This window comes from Flavobacterium sp. LC2016-01, assembly GCF_009711135.1.
Lineage (GTDB): Bacteria > Bacteroidota > Bacteroidia > Flavobacteriales > Flavobacteriaceae > Flavobacterium.
On sequence record NZ_WMIC01000016.1, the window covers coordinates 1 to 24,775 of the forward strand.

A 24,775-nucleotide genomic window follows, 5' to 3' on the forward strand; every position below is an offset into this window, starting at 1 on the left:
ATTTTGAGTTGCTAAAACTGTTGATACTATTGTTTTTACAGTAGTAGTAATATTTGATAATTCTGAAAGTTTATTGATTTCAGTAGCGGTTATTAATCGTTCTCCAGAAACTTTATCAACTTTATTATCTACTAAATTTTTTAAAACCTTACCCTGTCTTGCATCAAGAGATTTTCCTTCTTGCGTATAATCTAATGCATTATAACTATCAATTTTAATTTCATCTAATTCGCTGAATTCTAATTCTCCAGTTGAGTTGGTGGTTAAAATTTTATTTGGTTGATTCGTCTCTAAATCAGAGACTTTTATTCTATTGTGATTTGTGTTCATCTTATATTTTTTAATCTTTATTTAAAAAGAAATATTGCAGTTAGTTGAAGATCAATTTTTAATTTTTTTTGTATGGTAGATTTGAAATTTGATTTATATTTCTCCATCGCTTATTATCCAGTTATTAGGAACTGACGTTAAGATTGTTTTTGATGTTGTAGACGCTGTTGTTCTTTTTATTGAACCAAATGAAATATCGATTGAAGGTTGTAGAATTGGTAATGCGCTCCAGCCGTTATATATTGCATCTAAATTTGTAGCGGAATAATTAAAATTGGTTTTTGATGCCATAAAATAGACAAAAGAAGCAACATTGCTGATATTCCAATTTCCAATATTTTGATTAAATGCTGTAGCCCCAGAAAACATAGATGCTATAAGGGTAGCATTTGCAGTATTCCAACTTCCAAAATTGATAGTAAAAAAAGCATTATTGAAGATTTAAAATTATAAGTTCCTTTACTGTCGAAGGTTCCATATCAAAAACCTGATTATTAAAAACGGGCAGGATTGCAGGATCAGTCTCAGAATCGAAAGCGTTTATCAATTCATCTTTATATCCTGTTCGCAAAGAAGCTTGATATATTACACCATATTTCGCATAGAGCATTGCATACAAATTTGGATTTTGGCGTTTAGCCATTCATCAGCAGCATAACATTCCTCTTTTAAAATTTTGCGCTGTTTTTGACTTGAAAAACCACTAATTGTTTCAGTTCCGTCTCCAACAAAAACAGGTTGTAAACTGAAATAATAAGGTTGTAACTTTTTTGTATATGCGATTTCACCCGCCAAATCATAATCGTGAATTGATTTACCCATGCCAAGAAAAACATTATCGTGTGTCGTTCCGGCGAATGTAAAATCACCAATAATTTTTTCATAAACTATACGAGCTGCCTCACGTCCACTTTTATAATAATGTGATTTTGAAACCTTTCAACCTTTAATGCTGTAATCTGGCTCCTGCGCATATAAAAATTACAAACAGTCAAAGCTAATGTCAGTACTCATATTACCCATTGTTTGAAACTTCTCTAAGTCATATTCAATAGCTATTTTTGCACTTATAATTTATTATTAGGCTGTTTCCACGTATTTAATATTAAAAATGTCTAACATCTTTGTTCGAAATCGTATTTTTAGATTATTCGTGAATGGTATTGTCAACGTTGCACTTGCTTTAATTACACCATTTACATAACTGGATAATATTCGAGTTGAAACGTTGTAACGATACTCAATAATTACGTGTGTATTCCAAAATTCTGGAAAAGCTGAACTTAAAAATAAGAATGTATTTGATGGAGTGTACGCACCAGCCTCTAAGTAAGAAGTTGAATTACTGACAAAAACATGACGCATTTGTAATGCATTATTTGTAACATCTAAAAAACATAAATTCATAAAAGCATCTACACCAGTATTTGGAACTTGATTATTGATAAGATTCCCATAGTAAGGAGAAACACTAGCATAAAAGGAAAATCTCCAATTTTTTGTTACATCAATTTCCTTAGATGATATTGCCTGATTTACAACTGATACATTTGAAACAATTAAATTAGAATCGACTGACGAAATTGCGGTAGTTAAGGAAGGAAAATCACTTGGTGAATAATTGTAAACATTACCTAAGACAACTAACATTTTTTGAGGAAAAAGAGAAGTTAATCCATTATTCAAAGTAACATCAAAACTTCCTTCAGTGGCTCCAGTAGTCACATTAACGTGCACCTCATTATCATTAATAAAAGTAGTATAATTTACCGTTTGCCCAGTTATTGTAACTGTCATTGTGGGAGTAAAGAAAGCACCTTTTAAAATAACTTTACCTGTATTTAAAGGTAATGTGCTGTCGGCGATTAAGGTGTTCAAATATGGAGCAGGAAATGAAGGAATAGTATACATTTTCAAATTCCCATTCGCATCTGTACCCAAAAATTTATTAGTTGGAGACTGCCCATCATTGCGTGTTGAAGGATAATTACTCAATTTTAAATCTTTATTTAAAAATTCAGTAGTTTCAATAACATTAGCAGTTGTTATGGCAGGCTGGCCGATACCAAAGGAACGGCCTCTTAAGTTCAATTCAAATGTTCGACCTGTATCGCTGGTTGTGAATTTTATAATCTCATTGGGGCCAACAACAAGAACTGGATTTAAAGCATTTATATAAGTTACAAATCCTGCTGCATTTTGAGTTGCTAAAACTGTTGATACTATTGTTTTTACAGTAGTAGTAATATTTGATAATTCTGAAAGTTTATTGATTTCTGCAGCGGTTATTAGTCGTTCTCCAGAAACTTTATCAACTTTATTATCTACTAAATTTTTTAAAGCCTTACCCTGTCTTGCATCAAGAGATTTACCTTCTTGTGCATAATCTAGTCCGTTGTAACTATCAATTTTGATTTCATTTAAGTCACTGAATTCTAATTCTCCAGTTGAGTTGGTGGTTAAAATTTTATTTCGTTGATTCGTCTCTAGATCTGAGACTTTTATTCTGTTGTGATTTGTGCTCATTTACTTTTTCTATTTAAAAATTTATTTCAGAATATATTCTGTATATGTTATAATTCTCAGTAATCGACAAAAGTCATTCTGTCTTTTAAACTTTTCTATTGGTTTTTAATTTGCCAAAGAATAAATAACTGAAGTATTGGAATCTGCATAATGATTATTGTAACTACTTAAGTCAACAGTTTTTTACTTTTTTTGGTAATTGAAATTTGGGTTGTTTAATTGTAAACAACCCAAATTCCTATAATTTTATTTTTAAGAATGTTTTTATTGAACAGTCATTATTATTAGAATAATCTTAACATATTTCAAAAAAAGAAGATTGTTATACATCAACAGGTTTGACGTTATGGGTCAAAATTCCATTAGCGAAATAAGTATGAGATGGACTTAAAGTAAGCGGGTAGATTTTCCTTTTCTCAGAATTAATAAAAACAGAAGTAATTGGAACAGGTTCACGTTCAGCATTATATAAAATGTCACCAACAATTACATCACTTAATGGAACAAACTTCCAAACTCCATCTCTTTGAATCAATTGAGAGTGACTTGGAGTAGCTTCTAATAATCCATTATTAATTATTATTGTTTTATCAGCAGTTAAAACGTTGATTTTGGTGATAGGGGATGTAATTCTGTTTTCGGATAAATAATTACAAGACCATTTATACAATTTTGTCACATCGTTTGTATCATTTAATGTTTCAATTTCTGCAGAAAGCAATGATTGATTTAGTTCTAAGGATTCGATAGGTTTTTGAGTTCCGTCAGCTAATGTAATTAAGGTTCCTTCGACAAAACAAAATGGACCACTTTCTGCAGTTATCTGTGATGTTTCGTTACTGAAATTTGACCAGTTTTCTGCCGCATCTCTTGCTGTCATTCTGTAATAATAAATAGTCTGAGGCTCTAATGCATTATCAGAAAATGATGTTTTGTCTCCATGACTAATAGGAATATAAAGTGCCCAATCACCATTCAAACCAACTTTTCTATATAAATTATATTCAGTAACTCCAACATTATCATAAGGTATTGTCCATGATAAATTAATGATTGTTCCTTCAGCCGAAAGGTTGCTAGAGAGAATAGGAGGATTTGGCGAATTTGAATCGTCTACAATTTCGCAAACCCCAATGTTATTAGCATATATTTGAGCATTATTTTCTAACCAGGCTAAAGCTTGATTATTTGCATCTGTTATACTCATATTTGAAACAAATTGATTTTCATAAGCAATAAGAGTAACATCACTGCCTGAATATCCAGTTTCGCAATTGTTTTTAGTAACGGTTTTAGATTGTTGAGTATTATAATATCTACTAGAAGGAGGACAGCTTGTTATATCTAAAGCGGGTGCAATGTAATCTGGATCTGTTGCTGCATTTGGTTTTGTTTCTCCAGTTGGAGTATTATCATCTATATAATATTTTTCTAAAAAAGTAAAAGATTTATATCCTGTGTTTCCCATGTTTTTAATAAGTTATTACAACATTTGCTGTTGAAAGATTATTAGAATAATGAATGTAACCAATGTTTGTAACATCATTTATTGACAGACTTTTTCCTTCTACAGAAATATTTTTTGAAAAGTTCAATTGTTGAATTTGCTCTCCATCGTCATTAATGATGTCTTTACCTACTTTAGTCATTGTGCCACCAAGAAAGGTGGTAATTTCGACATCAATATTTCCGGTATTTTTAGAATTCCACCACACTCCGGCCATTCTTACTTGAATATCATTTAAATTAGAGTAAGCTTCTTTCACTTTTTTGAAATTTACCATACAAGTTTCGGTGCCTGTTATATCAGTCATATCGCCACCCCACATTATGAAAGCGTCTTGTGCAGCTGCATTGACATTATGAGGGAGTTCGCTCTCTTGTCCAAAACCCACCCATTTATTGTCTAAATTAGTAATACCTGTATTTACGAAGCCGGTAAAGGTATCTAAGTCATTACCAGCGCCTAAAGCCCATTTGTACTTGATCACCATATAATCGAAAGCTTGTAATGCCATAGGTGGCTCTAATACACAAAAAGGTCTAATTCCTCGCCATGCTGTATTCCTAACACCGCAAGTTCCAATGTTGTTAGAATAGGCCTGAGCATTTGCATTTAGCCAAGCTTCGGCTTGTTCATTTGCATCAGCAATACTTACATGAGATACAAATTTGTTAGCGTCTGCAGTTAGCGTAACTGGATTTCCAGTTGTTCCTGTAGTACAATCATTCTTTTTAAGTGTTAGTTTTTTTTCTGTATTATAATAAACTTCAGAGCCTTCTACGGGAGTATTATTGTCCAAATAAGAAAAAGGCTTATATATTATGTTTTCTTCCATACATTATGTTTTAGTAAGTAATAATGTTGTCTTTTTGTTTTTTAAAATCATCAAAATATTAGATAATTATTTAATAAGATGGTTTTGTTGGCCAGACAATAGATGTTAAATCATTAAGATCAGTTAAATCTCTCAATGCTTGTCTGTAATTTTTCCATTCCGTTTTTTTATCTTCTGTAAGGGGAGAATCATTTAATTGGGTCCAGTCGCTTTCGGTTAGCAGTAGATTTCTTTCTATTTTTAAATTCTCCAGAATATTATTTTTGCTTTGAATAAAAGGCGAGTGGGTGTGTTTGTTATTAATTACTTTGTAATTTTTTGATAATGCCTGTTGCCATTCTTCTTCAGTTAATTCAATATTTGGCTGTGGAATATTTTCATGAATTCCGTCAACATAAAAACCTGTATATTCTCCGTTTTCGTTATATGTTCCTTTGTACATAAGCTTTTTTTTTAAGTTTTATTATTAATATCCAATTGCAAACATGTATCCGTAACTGCCGTCAATAACTGCATTGTATGATGTATTTGTAACATTATAAACATGATTATAACCTCTGCTTCCAGATGAATCTCTGTAAGTAGATACAACAACACTGCACGGTCCTTTAGGCCAGCTAACAGGAAAACTGTAATTGGCAGAACCATTCATTAAATAGGCCCATTGCAGGATTAATCCGTTGCTGAATTTTTGATAGCCGCCAGTTAGAGGTATAGAAAAAGGCGAGTGCCCGGCGTCATAATCAGATGCAGTAGTTGTAGATACTGAGCCGTCAGCCATTAGATATTGATTAGAAGTGCCGCCAGTTTTAATGAAACTTTTGCTTTCAATTGAACCAGTAAAATTTTTATTTCCAGCGATGTTTTGATCAGTAGCTAAATCAACATATTTTGAACTTAAGTGCTGATCAGCCATTGATATTGAACTAGCAAACCAATAATCTACTTCAATATTTCGATTGCTAATTGTTTCAGGAAATGTAATGACATTAGTGCCGTTAAGTATTGAATAGTCTTTATCTTCTCTAAGTAATTGTCCATTTTTGTAAATTTTTAAACTGTATTTTAGAGGTTTATTTTGCAACGTAATAGTATCACTGCTAAAATCATCTGCATTAAAATTTTCTTTAAATGGAATGGATGATTTTCCATACATTGAATCAGAATCTTGTAATTCTGGATTCATATTCTGATACCAATAATTTATTTCAATATTTCGATCGATAATTTCTCCTGAAAAAATGATTACCGCTGTATTAGCATTTAATTCATAATCTTCATTCTCTTCTAATAATTGTCCGTTTTTAAAAACTTTAACGCTGTTTTCGACAGGAGAATATTCTAATTCTATTGATGACCCTGTAAAATTATCTTGATATTCTTTGTAAGGAGAATAACAATTTCCTGAAATGATTCCTGAATTTTGAAAGACAGTTCTTAAAAGTGCTGGAGTAATATAATGTTCGTTGGATGTACCGGTTTCGACCATTTGAAAATCGGCTTTATCTTCATCTTTGTGAACGAAACTATTAAAAATCTCTACGAAGTCATTTTGTGATGGAATATCTCCATCTTGGAATTTACTGCCAATGTTAATTCTGCTTGTTACCATGTTGTTTAATTTTATTTCTTGATATAAATTTTGATTGATGAAGCTGAGTTAAATACCAATGAGTTTAATCATTGGTATTTACTGTTTTAAAGAGTTAATATTTTTTCTTCACTGCTATACATGCCTGAAGAGTTTTCAGAAATCATTTTGAAGTGATGATAGATTCTTTCGCCTTCTTCATTTTTAATAACTAATTCATCTGTTGTCAGTTTAGTTTCCTGCAGCGATAAATTCATATTAACTTCATTAGATGTCTTCTCATGAATTTTTTCCCAGTTTCCTTGGTTGTTCATTTTATACAAATGATATTTACCGTTGTGAACTGTTTTTTCCCAATTAAAAATTACTGGTTTTAAGATTTCTCCATTTTCATTTCCTGAAGCTTGTAATACTGGAGATTCAGGCGAAATAGCATCTGCGATTACTGTAGCTGTAATTTTAGATGGTTGCGAAGGTGCATAATCAATATTGGTAACCAGATTTATTTCAGTCGAACTTGGATCTGCATATTCAATTTCTTTTGAAACTGTAACTCGGTAAAAAAGGCCATCAGCAAAAGGAACAAATTCCAAATCTTCGAATTCATCATAAACAGTCCAGACGTTATCAAATTCATTCGATAAAGTATCTTCGCTAATTAATACTTCTTTAGCGAGCGTCATTGTTCTTATCGATTGAGCGTCCTGCATTGAAGTCGCACGGTAAATGTTGATTTTTCTAATTTTGTATTCTGACTGATACGCATTTAATTCAATTTGAACAGAAGGTTTAATTCCTAATACAAGATTCTCATGAATTGGCATAATTCTTTTTATTTCCGGTGCTTTAGGAGGGTTTGAAGAAACTAATTTTACAGGCCCTAAAAGATCACTGAATTCACTGAAATTCATTTTAATATCCATTTCGCGAACAGCATAGAAATAAATACTCTGTGAATTTCCATCCAAATTAAAATCGGTAAACTGTGTTATATTTTCAGTTTCACTTACGATTTTCATCATTGGTGCAATATCAAAATCTGTATCGGTTGGCTTTAAGACATGACCATTTTTATCTTTAATAGTTTGTTTTTTATTAGTTGGAGTATATTCCGGACCTTTAATATATTCATAAATTACAGGTACTTCTGTTAAAGGAACAAAAGCAGACTGAATCGCTTGTTCAATAAAATGAACAGCTAAAACAGGATTTTCAATTCCTTTAGAGATTATAACTTGATTTAATGCGGATATAGATGTGATTTTTTCTTCATCTTCTATTGTGCCAGGTAGGGAATCATTATGCCATCCAATAAAATCGTTAATTAGTTTTATAAAATCGTTATTATCAGGTAATGGAAAACCGAAGCCTGTTTCAGCATCATCTTCTGGGAAGATTTTATAATGACCATCTGTTTCAAGTTCATTAAAGTTTAAAAAGTTTTCCCATCTTTTTCTAAAATTAACTTCATCATTTCCTCCAAGTTTTTTTAATTCTTCACGAATTGTGTTTATAGTTTCTCTTTCATACAAAAGATTTAGGAAATCTTCTTCATTGGCTCTGTAATGTAATGCACCATACGGTTTACGATCCTTATTGTATTTCGTGGTAAAAGTGAAAGTCGAACGGTTATAAAAATCTGGCCTTGTTGCATATAAGCTACTTCCTGTAATCTTTTCCGGTCTAATTGGTTTTTCAATTTTAACAGCATACATTGGGCTAGGAATACTAATTTTAGATTTGTATTCGAATGTTGGCTGAACTGCATGCGTGCTTACCCCAAAAATAGAATAGTGAGTACTTTCATTTGCTCTTGGCTGAATATTTGCCGAAGTAATTCCAGAAGCAGAATCTGCATATAGATATACTTTATAGCTAGGATAATAATTTACTTTTTGTTCACCTACGATAATTTCATCATAGTTGTCAGAGATTGTTTGTTCTGCATAATTTTCTAATTTGAAATCGGTATCATTAATGTATAGAATTAAATTTCCAGAACCTCCAATGTTCTCAGTTCTTACAACTTTAAATTCTTTTCGTGATTTTACAGGAAGAGAATTTCCATCTTTAACTGCGCTTTTTCTAAATAAACGAACAATACCATTAGACCATTCAACTAAATTTTTGTTTTCTGAACTAAACTGAGAATGTTGAGATAAATTAAAATCAGGAAAAGTGATTTTATATAGCCCTAAATGTTTCTGAACTTGTAACGGAATAAGATTTTCTTTTTCATCTAATTTATATTTTCCATTTTGATCCATTTCATAAGAGTCTTCCAAAACCCTTTCAATTAAGGCAGATTCCCAAATTCCTCGAGTTTTTTCTAATTTTAGATCGCTTGTGTTTTCACTTTCGGGCTGAATAACTTCTCTATGAATACTTTTTAAATTATCAGGATATTTGACTTTAAAATCAATTTCGGGCTCATGCCAGTTAGAAACCGTCTGCATGTTTTGTACCAGAGTACATAATTTGTTTTCAGGTATTTTAATAGACTTTATTTGATCAGAATCTATTGTAGCATCTCCATTTGCATGAATACTGTCACTTACTTCTTTTTTTAGAACTTCAATCAGTGCATAATCAAACACAATGTCAGCATCTACTTCTTTGGTGAAAACTTCAATATTTTTAACAACATAGTTTTGATCTTCAATCGTCAGGATTCCTCCATCGTATTTTTCTTTATTGTCTTCTGTTAATGCGATTTTTACTTCTTGACCACTGCTAAGAATTTTATATTCTTTTATTTTAATTATAGAAGTAAGGCTATCCGAAGTATTGTCATCTATGCTTTCAATCGATGCATATTCTACATCTGGGAGTCCGTCTTTGTAATACAATCTAAAATGATCTGCAAATATTTCTTCACTGTCGGGATAAATGCTGTTTGTATTTTCTTCTGCTTCTTCAGCAGACATTTCTTTTGGGACAGTATAGCTTATCAACTCCTGGGCTGAGTAGTAGTCAAACAAAATTCGAATTAATGTTTTGTCATTTCCTGTAATCTTGTTAAGAAGAATTTGTTCAGAAGCTGAAGTAAACATTAGCGGATTCTCTTCTGTAATTAAAAGTGAGTTGATATTACTTGGCGGTATTAAATGGTTTGCCGGTTTAATATCTGATTCAATACTGATTTGCCTTCCTGCTGTTGCTCTTGAGAAAATATTAATACCATATCCCTGATAGATATAGGTTTTTGGACCAGGTTCTTCTTGGCGAATATTTAAAATTGATTTTCCAGATTCAGGAATAATAATTGGAACAGATTCATAATTTAATTCCTCAAAATCTTTATTGATATTGCGATATTCTAAATCATGGGATAATTCAGGTTTTACCCAATTGTCATGAAGTTCTTTAACTTTATAATCAACACCTACGTATAAAGGAAATGTAAAGGTGCTTCCGTCATATTCTACTGTAGATTTAAAGAAATCTCTATAGTCTTTACTAATGTCATAATCCATGACATCGTCCATAAATAAACTTACATATCTTTTCTTTCCATCAAAACTGTATCCTTCCAGATCTGTAATTTTTGCAGTCTGACTTTCATCTGAATCCATGTTTAAACCTGGAACAATTTTATTTAATTGTACAGGAAGAGGCTGACGTTCTGTATTTAAAGATGTTGGAATACTCATCGAAAGATGTTGTCTTTCATTTGCTCCAGTGCCATCCAAATCACCCAAAGTCGTATATTCTGTTAGATAAACAAATTCTCCAGATAGAACTTCGTCATCTATATCAATGTATCCCAAGCCTAACATACGCGCAATATGATAATCATTTGCAGCAATGTTTAAGAGATCCAGATAAGATATTTGTGTGAATCTTTCATCGGTCAATTGTTCTTCTGTTGGAGTTTTTTCAGCATCAAGATCTCCAAAATTGATTATTTCTGAAGCAGTTGGATTATTTGGATCAGTACTTAATGCAAGATATTTACTGACAATTTGTTTAATGTTTTTGTCTCCTTTATTACTTTTTATAGTTGGTCTATTCCATTTATTTTTATAATTAGCAATATTTACATAGTCGTCATCATTATATTTTAACCATTTTCCGTGAACGGCATTTAGTTTTGGTTCTAATTGTTCAAAAACTATAGTGTCATTATCGCTTAGGGCATATTTTCCTTTTAAAGTCCAGTCTCCGTTTGTATTTGCCTGGGTGATGAAATCTGAATAAAATTCAAAACTTATTGAATTTAAAAGACAATTATTCGCTTTAAATCGAATACTTCTTCCGTTTTCAGCAACTAAACGAATATTGTCTGTTTGAGATGAAGAATACGTTTGACGATTCGATACTCTTTTTGCTGCGATAAAACTATTTTCAGCGACAGATAAAGTTTCTAATCTTACATTTCTTAAAGAGTCTACGGGCAAAAAGTTTAATTCAGCAGCAAAAAATAATTCAGATTTATTTTCAATTTCGATCAAATTATTTCCGTAAGCCTGAATAAAGTTAGCAGGATTAACCAGCGGATCTATAGTAAGTTTAACCGATTTATATTTTGTTATATTATGAAAAGTAACATAAATTGATCTCGCTGAATTGGCTGGTTTATAAACCCATAACCCTTTTTGATTATCAACAACATTTGGTTTTGTACTTAAATCTAAAACATGAGTTTTTTTGATATAAGGAGCTCTGTAAATTTTTACGAAGTCGTCTGGCTTATTAAAATTAGAAGCAGTACCAGTGTATAAATCTCCTTTTGGAAAATGTTTTTCGCCTAATTTTCCAGCAAGCATCCAGCGAAGATGAATTCCTTTTGTACTATCAACGCCTCTCGATCCTGCTGCTGCAATTTGTAAATAAGTAGATTGCAGATTTGTTTTTAACGAATCAATGTCAATTACAGCTGATTCTTTACCAACATTAAAATCAATACTGAACCCGAAAGGATTTTTAACGTTGCTTAAAAAGATTTCAGACGAAGAATTTCCTTGACTTACAGGCTTTCCTTCAATTTGAATTGCAGCTTCAATTTGTGTCGATCCAGGAATTGTAACAGCATTTTGAAGTTTAAAAATTAAACCATTTAGACTGCTTTCAGAATGAATTCTTGTTCCTGAGCTCAGAGTAAGAGCAACACGGCTTTTGTTTTGAAGAACTAAACTTCCGGCTTCCAGTTTTACTTTTATCCCCTTCTTTAAAACTGGATAAACAATTTTATTTTTAATGATACTTACATTTGGAATACAGCCTGTTTGTGCAGTAGACAAATCAGTGATAAGCTTGTTTAATTCGGTTCCTAAAGTACTGAAATCAGGAACTCTGATATAATCAGATTCCAGTGCTGAAGTTCTGCTGTCTTTTAATCTTGGCGTTCTGCCCAAAAAAGTATTTAGCGGAGTTGTTAACTCGTTTGCGTTGTCGATTTCACTTGTAACGCCATAAACAAAAACCTGAGATTTTAGATTTAAATCAGAAAACAAATCTTTTAATAATTCAGAGTTGTTTACCTGAAGGCCATCTGTTATAACAAAAACAATGTCAGGAGTAACTGCCAGATTCTTAGCAGTATTTAAACCAGATGCCCAATAATCAGATTGAATATAGGCTCTTCCGTTACCAAACAAATTAATCCAGTTTAAAAAATCCTGCTGATTATCTGCAATTTTTTTCTGGATAACATTATCGGATCTAACAGCAGTATCGCTGTTAGACATTCCGATTAATGAAAGTGTGATGTTGCTTTGAGCCTGAGAATTGATAAATGAAGTCAGCCCATCTCTAATTTGCTGCGCTTCATTGGTGTTAATCGAACCCGATTCGTCAACAACGATTGCTATATATTTTTCGCAGCCAGAGAGTTGGCTTTCCTGAAGATTTATAGAACTCATTTTTTTCTTGTTTTTTAAAGATTTGTATTTTCTAATTCTGATAGTTGAACCTCTATGTTTTGCTTGTCGATTGATTCTGTTAATGCTGTTCCTCCATTTTTCCACATTCTGTAATCAAACTGAATAGTTAAGTTGTCCTTTGGAATTACTTTGTCAAGGTTCATAATTAAAGCCTGTGAATAATCTTTTGAATGCAATACAGCATATTCAGTTTTAGGATTTAAAGATTGATCAACTACTGAAATTGAATCTTTGATTTCTTCTAAAGGCATTTTAGGAATGTTAAATGGCTCTGGATTACGAATTAAAAGAGCAATGATATTGCCGGTATTGGCATCAATAATTTTATTAACCTCAGTGTTTTGTGCCGGATCAAGAGAAGACATATTTAAAATTCCTTCAATTGCGCGATCAAATGAATGTTGATATTTTGTAACCAATGCATCACTTAAATCGTTTTGCTGATTAGTAATTACATCATGTAAAGCATCAATTTGATTCTGATCTAGATTAAGTTTGACATCATACAATGCTCTGTGCGACTCATTTTCGCTTAAATAATAACTTTGAATTTGTTCTTCAAAATCCTTATAGCGAGAAGTCTGGAAACCAAATTGGTGTACTAATACGTTTTTACTTTCGCTGGTAGTTCCATGCAGAGCATCATCAAAGAAGTTATTTACTAAAACAGTATAAAGTTTAGAAGGCTTTAAATCAATTAATTCTACCTCGTATCTATATGATTTTGGTTTTAAAGGTTCTCCCCATGTTAAACTACATCGCATTGCTGCTTTATCAGTAAGAATATTGTTTATCAATTGAACACCTAATGGAATTCTAGGATCGTTATCGTCTTTCCATTCTTTAATTCCTTCATTTGGTTTTGGATATGCAATCGCTTCATTTTTAAACGGATATTCGATAAGTAAATTAGTCAGCGGATCTTTAATAAAAAGATTTAATTTTCCTTTTATTTCAGGTATGGTTTCAGTGTATGGTCCCCAATCTTTAAACATGTGATATGCATAAGGATTAGTAAAAAACAAGGAAACTTTACATTGTTGATTTCCATAAAAAGCAGGTTTTGATTGTAATAAACTTCCATCAGCATTTGGGTAAGAACGGTTATAATCTAAGTATTGCCTTAATGACGTCAATGGCGATTTCGACAATTCTGTCAGTTCGTTTTTAACTGGAGGCTGTTCATCAGGTTTTACAGGTTTATCGGGAACAGGATAATGACCTACAGGCCCTAAAGTTTTAAAGCCATAGAAATAATTAAAGTCTGTTTTTTTATCATTATCATCATCTACTGTATCGGTTAAAGTAAAGTTTAGACAATACGTTGTATTTGGTTTCCAGATAGGCTGAACAGTATTTTCTACTGCGGATTTCATTGCTTCTCTATCTTCTTCAACAGCTTCTATCTGCGGAATAGTTGTATTATGGACATAACTTTCTTTACTAAACCATTCGATGCTTTGAACAGAGGTTGCATAATCTAACTCAGGATCTTCTGCAGCATTTCCGTTAGCACAAATCATCTCATGAACCGAAATTAATTTTGAGTTTTTAGGAGCTCTTGTATAATTCACTTTTTCAACCGATGCTGTTGTTGTCAAACTTGTAGTTTCAGTTGTCAAAGCTGATGCAGAAGTTGTTATCGTAATGGTTTGTTCAGGATATAAAGCGCAATTGTCAAACTGGTCAGTAAACAAGGAGAAATAAACGCCTTTTTCCTTTGGTTTAGATGAAAGCATCAGAATTTCATTTTCAGAAGGTTCATTTTGAAGATGAATAATCGACGCATTTTCTACTTCATTTCCTCTTTTAATTAATCTGATAAGTGCTAAAGCCGAACTAAATACCAATAAATGCTGTGTGTTATAAGCTATAATTGAGTTGTCTGTAAGAGTATTATTTGATAAGTAAATTGGAGAATCAAAAACGGCATCTTGTTTTACAATATCTAATGAATTTCCTGTAATTTGAGCTAAACCAAATTTTTCATTTGAGAATTTAACCGTAATTAAAATTTTTCCGTTTGCAATTACAGCATCGATAATTTCAGTTATTGAACTATCAGAAAGCACTTTTGTATCCATTACAGAAATTGCATTTGTACTGGTATTAAGATTGAAACGAATAATCTTTTTATCTTTCGTAATCATACTAAATTCAGTATCATTATGCTGCAAAACTTTAATTGCAGTTCCATTGATTTTCGCACGCTTAATAAGAGCACGGTTAGTTCCATTAATCCAATTAATCTGCGTTTCGGTTTCGAATGCATTAATCCAAAGCAATTCGTTATTAGCAAGAGGCATTACTTTATTAAATCCTAAAGAATAACTATTTAAATATTGTACTCCAGAACTTAAATTCAGTTCATCATCAAGTTCGGTAATAGCCATGGCAGCAATCGGAGATTGACAGCCAACAATAAAATCGAGATCAATAATTGCTTCTCCAATTCCTTTACATTGATTAGCATTCAGCGCTTGAGTTATTAGTAAATTACCCTTTACAATCTGAATCGAAGTAACAACTCCGTTAACTAGACGCTCTCTTAGAATTTCTCCTTTGGGGTTAATTTGTAAAAGAACTGTTGTATCAGCTTTAGGATGAAAAGAGATAATATAGGTATCGTTGTATTTAACTACTTTATCAAATGCATAAGTGTCTTTTCCTTTATATCCGTAATAATTTGTAAAAGTCAATTTGTTAGGCATACCAGCTGTTGGATTATCATTTCCGGCATCAGTTTTTAATAGTGCTAATTCAGCTAATAACGAATTGTACTCAGACATTGAGCTTGGAAAAGAGATAGAAACTTCACCAGTTTCGCTGCTATATGTCTCACTAAATAAAGCTGCTATTTCATTTCTAATTTCATAAATACGTTTTGCATTAGGAGATAAAGGAATGATGGCAATTTTATCAATTTTAGTTTTTGAAATTGGTTCAGTTTCTTCACTAAATAATTTTATGCTGCTTAACAATTCAGCTTTAGTATAAGTCAAATCATATTCAGCTGTACCATTTTTTGTTTTTCTCAGTTTAATTGGTTTGTATGAAACGACTTTTGCATTATCTTCAATAATAGCAGTAAATGCTTTTATGACAACTTCTTTAGCTTGGGTTGTTATTTTGAAAACCGGTTCAATTGCAGATTCTGGGAAAATAACTTCCAACTGATTTTCATTTTTGAAAGACAAAGATCTGTTATATTCATGCGGGTTTGTTTCTCCCGTAATGCTCATAAAATCTACATTTTCAATTGTATTGTTTTCAGTAATTTCTGAAACTTCTCCAATTAGTTTAAAAAACAATCCATTGATTTTATCTGCTTCATATTGAGACGGAACATTGTAACGTAAACCAATTTGTTTATTCAGAAAGTCAGTATGTTCTGGTTCATGTTCATCAGAAACACAGAACAATTTAGATGAGGTGATTCCAAATTGCTCCGGAATATGCCATCCTGGTTCAGCTGCACTTAAAAATGAAAACGGATTGGTTCCTAATACACGAATACTGTCATATTGATCAATTGCTTTTTGCCATTGCGCCCAAGGCAGTTTGCTTAAATCTTCGGTTGTACCAAAATCTTTTACAGCTTCAAATGGGTGATAATCTTCCCATGCTGAACCATTCCATGATTTTATTTCAATAGATTGAATAGCATATTGATGTTTCACTTGACGCAGTTTTCTTCCTGCCTGAGTACTCACTGGTGGCATCATATCGGTATAGTTTTTAGCATCGCCGGTATAACCTCCAATTTTTTGAGACAATTCAGGATTTGGTAATAATCCTTTAGCCATTTTAATATCGATATAAGTATCTAAGGGAATTACTTTTGTAATAAGGTTTGCTTTAGGCAATCCGTCTTCACCAAATTGATTTTCGTTATAATTTGGCTCATCTTCTGATTTGAAATAATCAAGTTCAAAAGCTTGATTGGTAAGCATATGAACTCCTTTTACATTTTCTAATGTTCTATTGTCCAATCCATCTCCAACTGTTCCTTTAGGCAAGGGACTGTAAGGTGTACGATCAACAATTCTGTTAATATCCCATTGAAGTTCTACTACGAAATTTTTACGAATTTTGACAAAACCAATTCTTACACGTACACTTAAATCCAGTCTGGCATAAATTAAGAATGGTTTAAATGATTCAACAGAGAAAATTGTATCTAAAGCAATTTCAACATTAATTATTAAAAGTTTGATTTGAATACCTCCGCCGGCAGTAATGTATCCACCCATTTGAGGGCGCTTGAACGAAATTTTCCCGCCTAATTCTAAATATGCCCATAATTTAACTTTGGCCGGCCCAAAACTTTGCTGCAGGTTAAAATCTAATCTTGCTCCCGCTTCAATTCCCTGAGCCGAAAGCATAATAAAGGCTTTAGCATTAAATAAGGTTAAAATTCTAGCTTCAATCGGGTCTTTCTTTGAGCCGATATTAACATACCATGGTTTTTGGTTTTTAAAGAAGAAACCTGCTTCTAGTAAAGCATGAAGCTGAAATATTTGTCCACCATCTTTAGGAATGCTAAAATCTGCTCCGGCAGCAAGTTCTAATGAATCGTCGCCAAATGCCACCATAGCAAAGAAAGGAGGATTGCTAGGATCATCTTCGATTAGACCTAATCGTCCGGCAATAACATTAAGTCCTGCTTCAATATAGAATAAGGTAGGCAGAGATAACAGCAGCATCGCTCTTAAAGACAATACATGTCCGCCATCGGCTACGGTTCCAAAAGTGGCTCCGGCACCAATAGAGAATGGTGAATCGTATTGCATTGAATCAGGCGGGCCGCTGAATTTATTAATGTTGATACCTGGCTTTGGATGTTTGTAAAACTCATACCATGAATTATCTTTCTTTAAGCCCGCCGCTTCTTTAGTTGCTACATATCTAAAACCAAGCAAACCTCTAAAAGCTGAAATAGCAATAAATCCAAGTGGGATAGGAGTAGGAAGTTCAATATGGGCATCAATTAAGAATGCAGGATATTTAGGCATAAAGCGCATTCCAACACCACCTGAAATTTTTGCTTTCGGCAATTTTAAACCAACTTCCCCAACAAATTCCTGAGATTTTCCAGGTTCAGGAAGCGAAATCATACCATTAATGATTGCCATTGCAGAAGCTTCCGTAGCGGTTCCCGGAATAATTAAGTCAACTTCAATAGTTTGAATTCTTAGGAAAGATTTTGCTTTACGATCTTCTTCATTAAGATCGTTATCCGTAGGATAGTAAAATTTCACACCTTCTCCACGAGCGTCAACTCCAAGCGGATTAATATTGATTGCTCCGTCAAAGCCCCAGAAGTTATAGTTACGTCCGTTGATTTGGGTTGAACCAAAGTTAATGTTGGTAACTGCCATTTGAACAGGTCCAAGATTTAAGGAAAGACTAACAGGAATAGGAATTGAACCGCCTTCGACTTCAATATTTCCATCACTGTAAATACGAAGTTTTTCAATGTCAAAGCCCTGACGTTTTAAAAGATTTCCAATTAAAGAACCTTCAGGAAAAGAAACATGACATGAAGTTCCTATGTAAAAGTCATCGTCTTGTTTTCCTAACTCGAAATTGTTAAAATCGAACTCTACGAGATTAAATAAATTTGCTTTCGGCTTATTTTCTGTAGAGAAAGAAGCGGTAAGATTGAAGTCGCCATCATCTTGTAAATGACCTTCAACTTCAGCAGTAAAAGGTATTTTTGAACCATCTTCTTTTTTAATTTTTAATTTTTCAATTTCAATCTTTCCTTTAATATTTGAACCAATTACTTTGTTTTGCTTAAAAGAAATATCAAACTTATTAAAACCAACTTTAAAGCCTTTGTCTGAAGAACCAATGGTTTTCCAAAGTGTATTGTCATACAACCCTGCTAAAAAGATTTGATAATCCTTAGCATCAGCAAAAATGTATGTTGTTGAGGCTTTTATAGTATTTGAAACTAGTGTAGAAACTGTTGTTAACGATAATGGATAATCAAAAGCATAAGGCAGATTCTTATGGTTTAAATCTTGTAAAAAGACAAGTAAAGATTGATAGTCAGCGATTTCTTTCTTATGTACTGCACCACTTTGTTCGTCCTTTTCGAACATCGTTATTGGGTAATTGAAATCGAATTTATCATTGAAATAATTAAAAACACCATTTTTACTCGGGACAGTTTCCAGATAAATATTTCCTGAAAGACCGCCAGAACCGACTAATAAATTAGATGCACCAATTTTTAATGTAGGGGTTGTACTTTCTGGAATTTCAGCGTTATGAAACCATTTGGACGGCAAAGTTACCGAAGCAGCACGCGCATAAACTCCAACGAAATCATTCGGACGTCCATCAGCATCTGCTTCAGGAATGTTTGTTTTTTTGCTTAAATCAACTTTTAAACTATCTAATTGAAGAATTAAACCTGTATTGCCAATCATGGCATAATTGGAAGGCTGCAATGAGCCGCCAAGTTCTAGTTGATAACCAATTCCTGCTTCAGTATCAGCATACAATTGTGCTTTACTAAATACAAACATTGATTTCGCATCTTCTGTACCAAACGGCAAACCAACATCAGTAACAGGTTTTAAAATGTTTCGAGGAAATTCAATTCCGGCGCTTAATGCCAAAGTAGCTTTCGCTTTTGGTGTAATAATTCTTTTAATATGCTCTTCGATACCATCTGGAACAATAATATTGTAGAATTCCTGTAGTTTTTGCTTCGTGTCGCTTAAATCTGATTTTAAAATGTAAGCCGCAAAAAGTAATAACGAAATAGACTCATTAATTTCAGTATTGTTTTTAATAAGAGCAATTACATTATCGATAGATTCTTCTACATCTTCAGGAAGTTTTAGTTTATGTTCTTCGGCAAGATTTTTAAGAATATTTATATCTTCTAAAAGTTGTTCGAATTTTGTTTTTCCTTCTTGAGCTTCGACAAAAATGTTGAGCATGTGGGCAACAACTTGTTCTTCGCTGATTCGGAAAACTTGTAAACCAACAGAATAAAAATCTTTCACTGAGAAAGAAAAACTACTGGAGCTGAAGGTTTTTAGGAAAGCTAAAATTTCCCATTGATACTCTAAAGTGATCGGAAAAGATGATATTGAGGAATCTCCATCAAGATCTGGATTAAGCACAAGTCCTAAACCAAATGGCAACGGAAGAGAAAGCTTTTCACTTGTTACGATATCAAGGCTGTAAAAAGCCGAATCTCCACGATATCCTTTTGAATATTGTAAGTTTTTATAATGAATTTTATTGAAAATGGAATTCAAGCCATCTTCGACAAACGATAAAAATTCTGGTAAATCATCTACAGTCACTATCTCAGATAAACGAGGATAATATCTTGCTGTAGGAATTGGAACCGCAGGAATTGGATTAGTTGGCATATTCTAATTTTTGACTTTAAATTTGTTCGTATTTTGGATGATTAAATTCGGGTTGTGATAGATTAAACAGAGTATTTCGAATTGATGTTCTTTAATGTTTTTCTGTAAAATGAGTATTAAAAAAACTGCCGAATTATTATGTTTTTGCAGTGTTTTTTTTCTTTGATACTGTAAAAGTCAGCCTAAAAAAGAGCTTTAAAAAACAGATGCTTAGTGGTTGAACATTGATGTTCTGGCGCTTTACAGAGTTGTAAAGTAAATGGATGAGGAATTGGCTTTTAAAAGAATAAGTAAGACGGAGGAAAATTAAGTTGGTTTTAAAATTTTCGTTGTCATTCTTTTTTAAGAAAGCTCAAAGGCAAGTGTCTTTGAGCTTTCCAAAGGGGTATTATCTTAAAATTAATTTATAGCATAACTAAAATTTGCAACTATATTAGAAAATCCTGATGTATTAGCTTTGTATTTTACACTAGCATTTAACGAATTATTGACGAAAACTTGTGCAGAAAAATTTGTATTTACAGTTGATCCGGCTGCTGTTCCTGACAAAATTTTTGTAGATAGGTTTCTGTTTATAGGCAGCGAAATACTTATTTCAACATCTGATCCTAAAGCTACCGGAGTGGCAGTTAAGGCAACCATAACATTTACTATATTGTCTATTCTTGTATAATTAGCAACTGTAAGTGTTGCTCCTGTAATGTTTAAAGTATTTTCTAAAGTAGGAGTATAGGTCCCTGAATTATATATTGAAGATATATAATTTTTAGAAAGAATTTGACTTCTAATACCAGTGTGAGTTTCCCATAGTTGACCATTTTCATCACGTTCAATAGCACCATCTTGGGGTACTGTAGTTAATTCTCCATTAGGAATAATAAGAGAAGGCATGTCAGTAGTTCCTGCAGCAGCAGTAATAAAATCATTTTTGAGGGATAAAATTCCTGATTTGCTTGGAAATTTAATGTAAAGATTCTGTGATAAGTCTGAATGTGTAATTTCAATATTATTATTATTGTATCGCCATCTTATTAGACCATTTTCATATTGGGATTTTAATAAACCATACATACTATTAATTTGTGTAGAATATCCATATTCTGTTAATTCGGAGGTGTAAGTATATTGACCATTTTGTTTCTCAACTTTGATGCCTTGCTTAAAATTCCAAATTCCGGAAATTGTCTGTGTTTGAGATTTAATCCATTCCCACCAGTTAAATAATTTTAAACGGCTGATAACTTTTTCATCTTCAGCAACTGTATAATTGATTTGAGTTTCAGAGTCGGTTGCAAAGGTTGCTGATAGCTTAGCAAGATTTAGTTTTTTTCCCATTTCAGCAGAAAGAGCTTTGTTGCTACCACCAGTAGTTAAATCGTCTATAATATCGACAGTAGATAAGCCTATGTAGTCGAGCAACCCTCCGTTATTTGTGAAGTTTATTGCACGCATAACAATATGAGCACTTTCTTCTGGTTTTAAAATAATATCTTTTCCTTCAGGAAAATTAAATCTAAAATTTCCTGTGCCTTGCATATGATATAATGTAACATTTCCTGATGTAGCATTTTTCAAAATGAAATCACGGCCATGATATAAATTTTTTGGATCTTGAATATTTAAGGATCTTAATCCTGTCATCCCTTGCTCAAATTTCAAGTATGATTTATCATCAACGTCAACCATGTCAATGTCGCCTATATAAAACATGTGAATGAAGCTTTTTGAGTTTTTGGTAATAAATTCATCAGAAGAAATATTATCAATCATTTCTTTTAATACTTTTCCTTGTCTGGCATCTAATGCTTTTCCTTCAGTTGTGCAATCGAGTGCATTGTATTTTTCGGTTTTAAGATTGTTTACATCGTTAAATTCTAGTTCACCTTTTTCATTAGTTATTAAAACTTTGTTTGGCTGATTTTTTTCTAAGTCTGCGACTTTAATTCTGTTGTGATTTGTACTCATTTTTAATTATTATTTACGGGTTTAAAAAATTACAGGCGTATATTCAGTTATTTTAGGATTAACCGTAATTAATTCAGGTTGATATAAGAACAACCTGAAAAATTATTGTTTAAAAATTGTGTTAGTGGCGTCACAATAGGTTTTTCATTTTACAGTTTTGTAAAATGAAGGGCAAAGGGTAAGTCTGACTTTAGAAAAGCCAAAAATTAGATTGAAAAACTTATCATTTTATATTTAAGGCTTTTGAAAAAGGGCTCGATTCCCTGTTATTTTATAAAAAGCTTTTGAGGGAAGATTTGCGTCTGCATCTGCGTCTGCATCATTTGAATAACTTGGAGGTGTGAGGTAAACAAAGGAGCCATTTTCATCAAGATAAACTCGCATTGTTTCAACTTGCATGTCAGTTCCTGAAGTTAATTTTTGCCCAGTATAAAATTCGACACGGCTTTTTCCGGTTCCTTTTCCTGTGCCGGATTTTATTTTGTATGTACCTCCGTCAAGATTTGGAACGCCTGCTTGGTTAATCGCTAAATAAAATACATCTGAAGAACTAACTGTTGCATATATATTCCCATTCACATGCGTATCTAAACTTGTCCATGCTCGTGGAGTCTGACCAGTAGCAATGAAATTTCCTGTTCCTGCTGTTTGTTTATAAATATCGCCATTGTTAACACAGGCAAAAATATCACCACTAGGTAAGCCTGTAATTCCTGTCCATGAACGGGAAGTCTGGCCAGTAGCAATAAAATTTCCTGTTCCTGCTGTTTGTTTATAAATATCGCCTCCTGATACTGTTGCATACACATCACCATTGGGCATGCATTTAATACTTGTCCAGGTTCTTGAAGTTTGCCCTAAAGAATTGAATGCACCAGTTTGGTTTGTCTGCATTAAAATACCGCCACCAGATACCGCAAGATATACGTTGCCATTAGAATGGCAGCTTATAAATGCAGGTGTGCTTACATTATCAAATGAATGTTCTGTATTTGTGGTGCCTGTAATATTAGCTTTTGACACCACATTACCATTTCCTCCATTCCAAACAGTATTGACAATGTATAGCTTATTGGTTGGTGATATTGAAAATGAACACTTATTAGAGTTGTTAAAGTTAAATAAAGGAGTAAAAGTTCCTGTTCCACCTATTTGCTCAAATATAGGATTATAATTATCCAACACATATGTATTACCTAGTGTTGATGTAGCTATTTGTTTAAAACTAGATGTAATTCCTGTATTTAAATCAAAAAATGATGTAGGCGCATAATTTATGGTTCTACCCGCGCTAACTATTAAATCTCGACCTATGGTTGTATTATTAGATTCTTCGACTCCTATCTCCCTATCGTTTTGATTTCCAAGTGTTAAATCTTTTGTAGGCGCATTAGATACTCCAATACCCACAAAACTGCCATCATCTAAAATCCTGCTATTTCCAACAACAGTAGAACCAACATATTTTGGGATTTGATTACTTGTTCCTGCGTTTATTACACTGGTAATATCAGAAGTCATTGCAACAGTGCCGCTTTTATCGGGAAAAGTCCAAGTTCTTGATGCGGTTGCAATGTTTGTAATAAAGGATGTAAAAGTGTTTGCCACGTTTCGTAAGCCTAACTTTAGGTTCAAGAAAGTTTTTACTCCCGAGACAGTTTGAGTGGTGGTTGTGTCCATGTCTGCCGTAACAATATTGCCGGTTCCAAATATTGAATTTCCGCCGACTGTTTTGAATAGCGATTTAAAATTAGCCCACGTCATCATGCGAGATAATGAACCAATCAGGAAAGGTATTTTATCTGTGTCAGTGATTGTATTGGTAGTTGGCAGTGTGTTTTGGAATGCTCCAAAATTTGCATCATCAAGTCTTGGCTGAAAATTATTTTCAGAATCGCTAAACTCCAACTCACCATTTTGGTTGGTTTTTAAAATTTTATTGGGCTGATTTTTTTCTAAATCAACGACTTTAATTCTGTTGTGATTTGTACTCATTTTTTAGTTAATTGTGGAGATTAAAAGTTGGAAGTGTAGTTGAAAAAAAGCCAATAGGAGAGTAGGGAAACTATAAGTTTAAGTTTCCAAATTGGTTTTTTGATAAGATTTTTGAGTTTTGTTGAATGCTTTTCTCTTCTGAGAAATTTTAGATTTTAAAACAACTCAAAGATTTTTTTCTTTGAGTTGTTTTACACTTTTTATGTTAATTTATTTTTAAGACAAGACAAGTAGTTAAATAATTGAAACAGTGTATGTTGTGTTTTTAATTCTCACATCTTCAAGAAAATCTCTTAATTGAGTGAACGAGGCAATAAAATATTTAACGGTATATCCTTTTTGTTCTATATTATCAATGCTAAAATGATTAAAGAAACTGCCTTGATTCATTAAAAAAGCATCAAAGCTATTCCCTATTTTCCATTTATTTGTTAAATCTAAGGTTAAAGGTAATAATTGTAATGAAGGTAGAATTTGATTATCTATAAATGCTATAACATGGGGTAAATCGCTCAATGGCAAATAAACATTTAAATTTTCATCAGTTAGTCCTTCTAAAGGTATACCAGTTTCTAATTTATAATAATATTCACTGACCATTGCTTTATATAATTCTAATGCCAAAGTTTGGTTTACAGTATAAGCGTAATACAATATTGCGCCATAATTATCAAAATTTGTATAAAATCCTGGAGCATCTGGATTGTCGTAATCAACTTCTAATTCTATTCTTCGTGCCATCTT

At 32.5% G+C, this 24,775-nt stretch carries 14 protein-coding genes; all 14 read right to left on the reverse strand.

Going from position 1 to position 24,775, the window contains the following annotated elements; translation table 11 throughout:
- A partial coding sequence (locus tag GKZ88_RS22090) for a hypothetical protein (protein ID WP_155104471.1) occupies window positions 1–330 on the reverse strand: 330 nt, incomplete at its 3' end.
- A 93-nt stretch (window positions 331–423) separates the two neighbouring features.
- Entirely contained in the window at window positions 424–771 is a 348-nt protein-coding gene (locus GKZ88_RS22095; RefSeq protein WP_347343909.1) for a BspA family leucine-rich repeat surface protein, read from the reverse strand.
- Complete coding sequence (locus GKZ88_RS22100) at window positions 761–940, reverse strand: hypothetical protein (RefSeq protein WP_155104472.1); 180 nt, start codon at window positions 938–940, stop codon at window positions 761–763. Before GKZ88_RS22100 ends, GKZ88_RS22095 begins: the two co-directional genes overlap by 11 nt.
- The gene (locus GKZ88_RS22105; RefSeq protein WP_155104473.1) at window positions 916–1,152 is read right to left on the reverse strand and encodes a hypothetical protein; all 237 of its coding nucleotides are present in this window, start codon (window positions 1,150–1,152) and stop codon (window positions 916–918) included. The genes GKZ88_RS22100 and GKZ88_RS22105 overlap by 25 nt, the downstream gene beginning before the upstream one ends.
- Window positions 1,153–1,410: 258 nt before the next feature.
- Window positions 1,411–2,856: a hypothetical protein gene (locus GKZ88_RS22110; protein ID WP_155104474.1), complete on the reverse strand. Its 1,446-nt coding sequence runs from the start codon at window positions 2,854–2,856 to the stop codon at window positions 1,411–1,413.
- 322 nt (window positions 2,857–3,178) lie between these two features.
- A complete protein-coding gene (locus GKZ88_RS22115; RefSeq protein ID WP_155104475.1) occupies window positions 3,179–4,324 on the reverse strand; it encodes a DUF5977 domain-containing protein in 1,146 nt (381 codons plus the stop codon).
- Between the two features lie 4 nt (window positions 4,325–4,328).
- Window positions 4,329–5,195: a DUF5977 domain-containing protein gene (locus GKZ88_RS22120; protein WP_155104476.1), complete on the reverse strand. Its 867-nt coding sequence runs from the start codon at window positions 5,193–5,195 to the stop codon at window positions 4,329–4,331.
- A 70-nt stretch (window positions 5,196–5,265) separates the two neighbouring features.
- A complete protein-coding gene (locus GKZ88_RS22570; protein ID WP_230392578.1) occupies window positions 5,266–5,637 on the reverse strand; it encodes a tail fiber assembly protein in 372 nt (123 codons plus the stop codon).
- 24 nt (window positions 5,638–5,661) lie between these two features.
- Window positions 5,662–6,807, reverse strand: a complete 1,146-nt coding sequence (locus GKZ88_RS22130) for a hypothetical protein (RefSeq protein WP_155104477.1) — start codon at window positions 6,805–6,807, stop codon at window positions 5,662–5,664.
- A gap of 86 nt (window positions 6,808–6,893) precedes the next feature.
- Window positions 6,894–12,650, reverse strand: a complete 5,757-nt coding sequence (locus GKZ88_RS22135; RefSeq protein ID WP_155104478.1) for a VWA domain-containing protein — start codon at window positions 12,648–12,650, stop codon at window positions 6,894–6,896.
- Between the two features lie 14 nt (window positions 12,651–12,664).
- Window positions 12,665–20,071 carry a hypothetical protein gene (locus tag GKZ88_RS22140; RefSeq protein WP_155104479.1) on the reverse strand — a complete coding sequence of 2,469 codons (7,407 nt, stop codon included), beginning with the start codon at window positions 20,069–20,071 and terminating at the stop codon, window positions 12,665–12,667.
- A 399-nt stretch (window positions 20,072–20,470) separates the two neighbouring features.
- Entirely contained in the window at window positions 20,471–22,036 is a 1,566-nt protein-coding gene (locus tag GKZ88_RS22145; RefSeq protein WP_155104480.1) for a hypothetical protein, read from the reverse strand.
- A 234-nt stretch (window positions 22,037–22,270) separates the two neighbouring features.
- Window positions 22,271–24,031 carry a hypothetical protein gene (locus GKZ88_RS22150; protein ID WP_155104481.1) on the reverse strand — a complete coding sequence of 587 codons (1,761 nt, stop codon included), beginning with the start codon at window positions 24,029–24,031 and terminating at the stop codon, window positions 22,271–22,273.
- A 234-nt stretch (window positions 24,032–24,265) separates the two neighbouring features.
- On the reverse strand, window positions 24,266–24,772 hold the full coding sequence (locus tag GKZ88_RS22155) for a hypothetical protein (RefSeq protein ID WP_155104482.1): 507 nt from the start codon (window positions 24,770–24,772) through the stop codon (window positions 24,266–24,268).
- Window positions 24,773–24,775 lie beyond the last annotated feature (3 nt).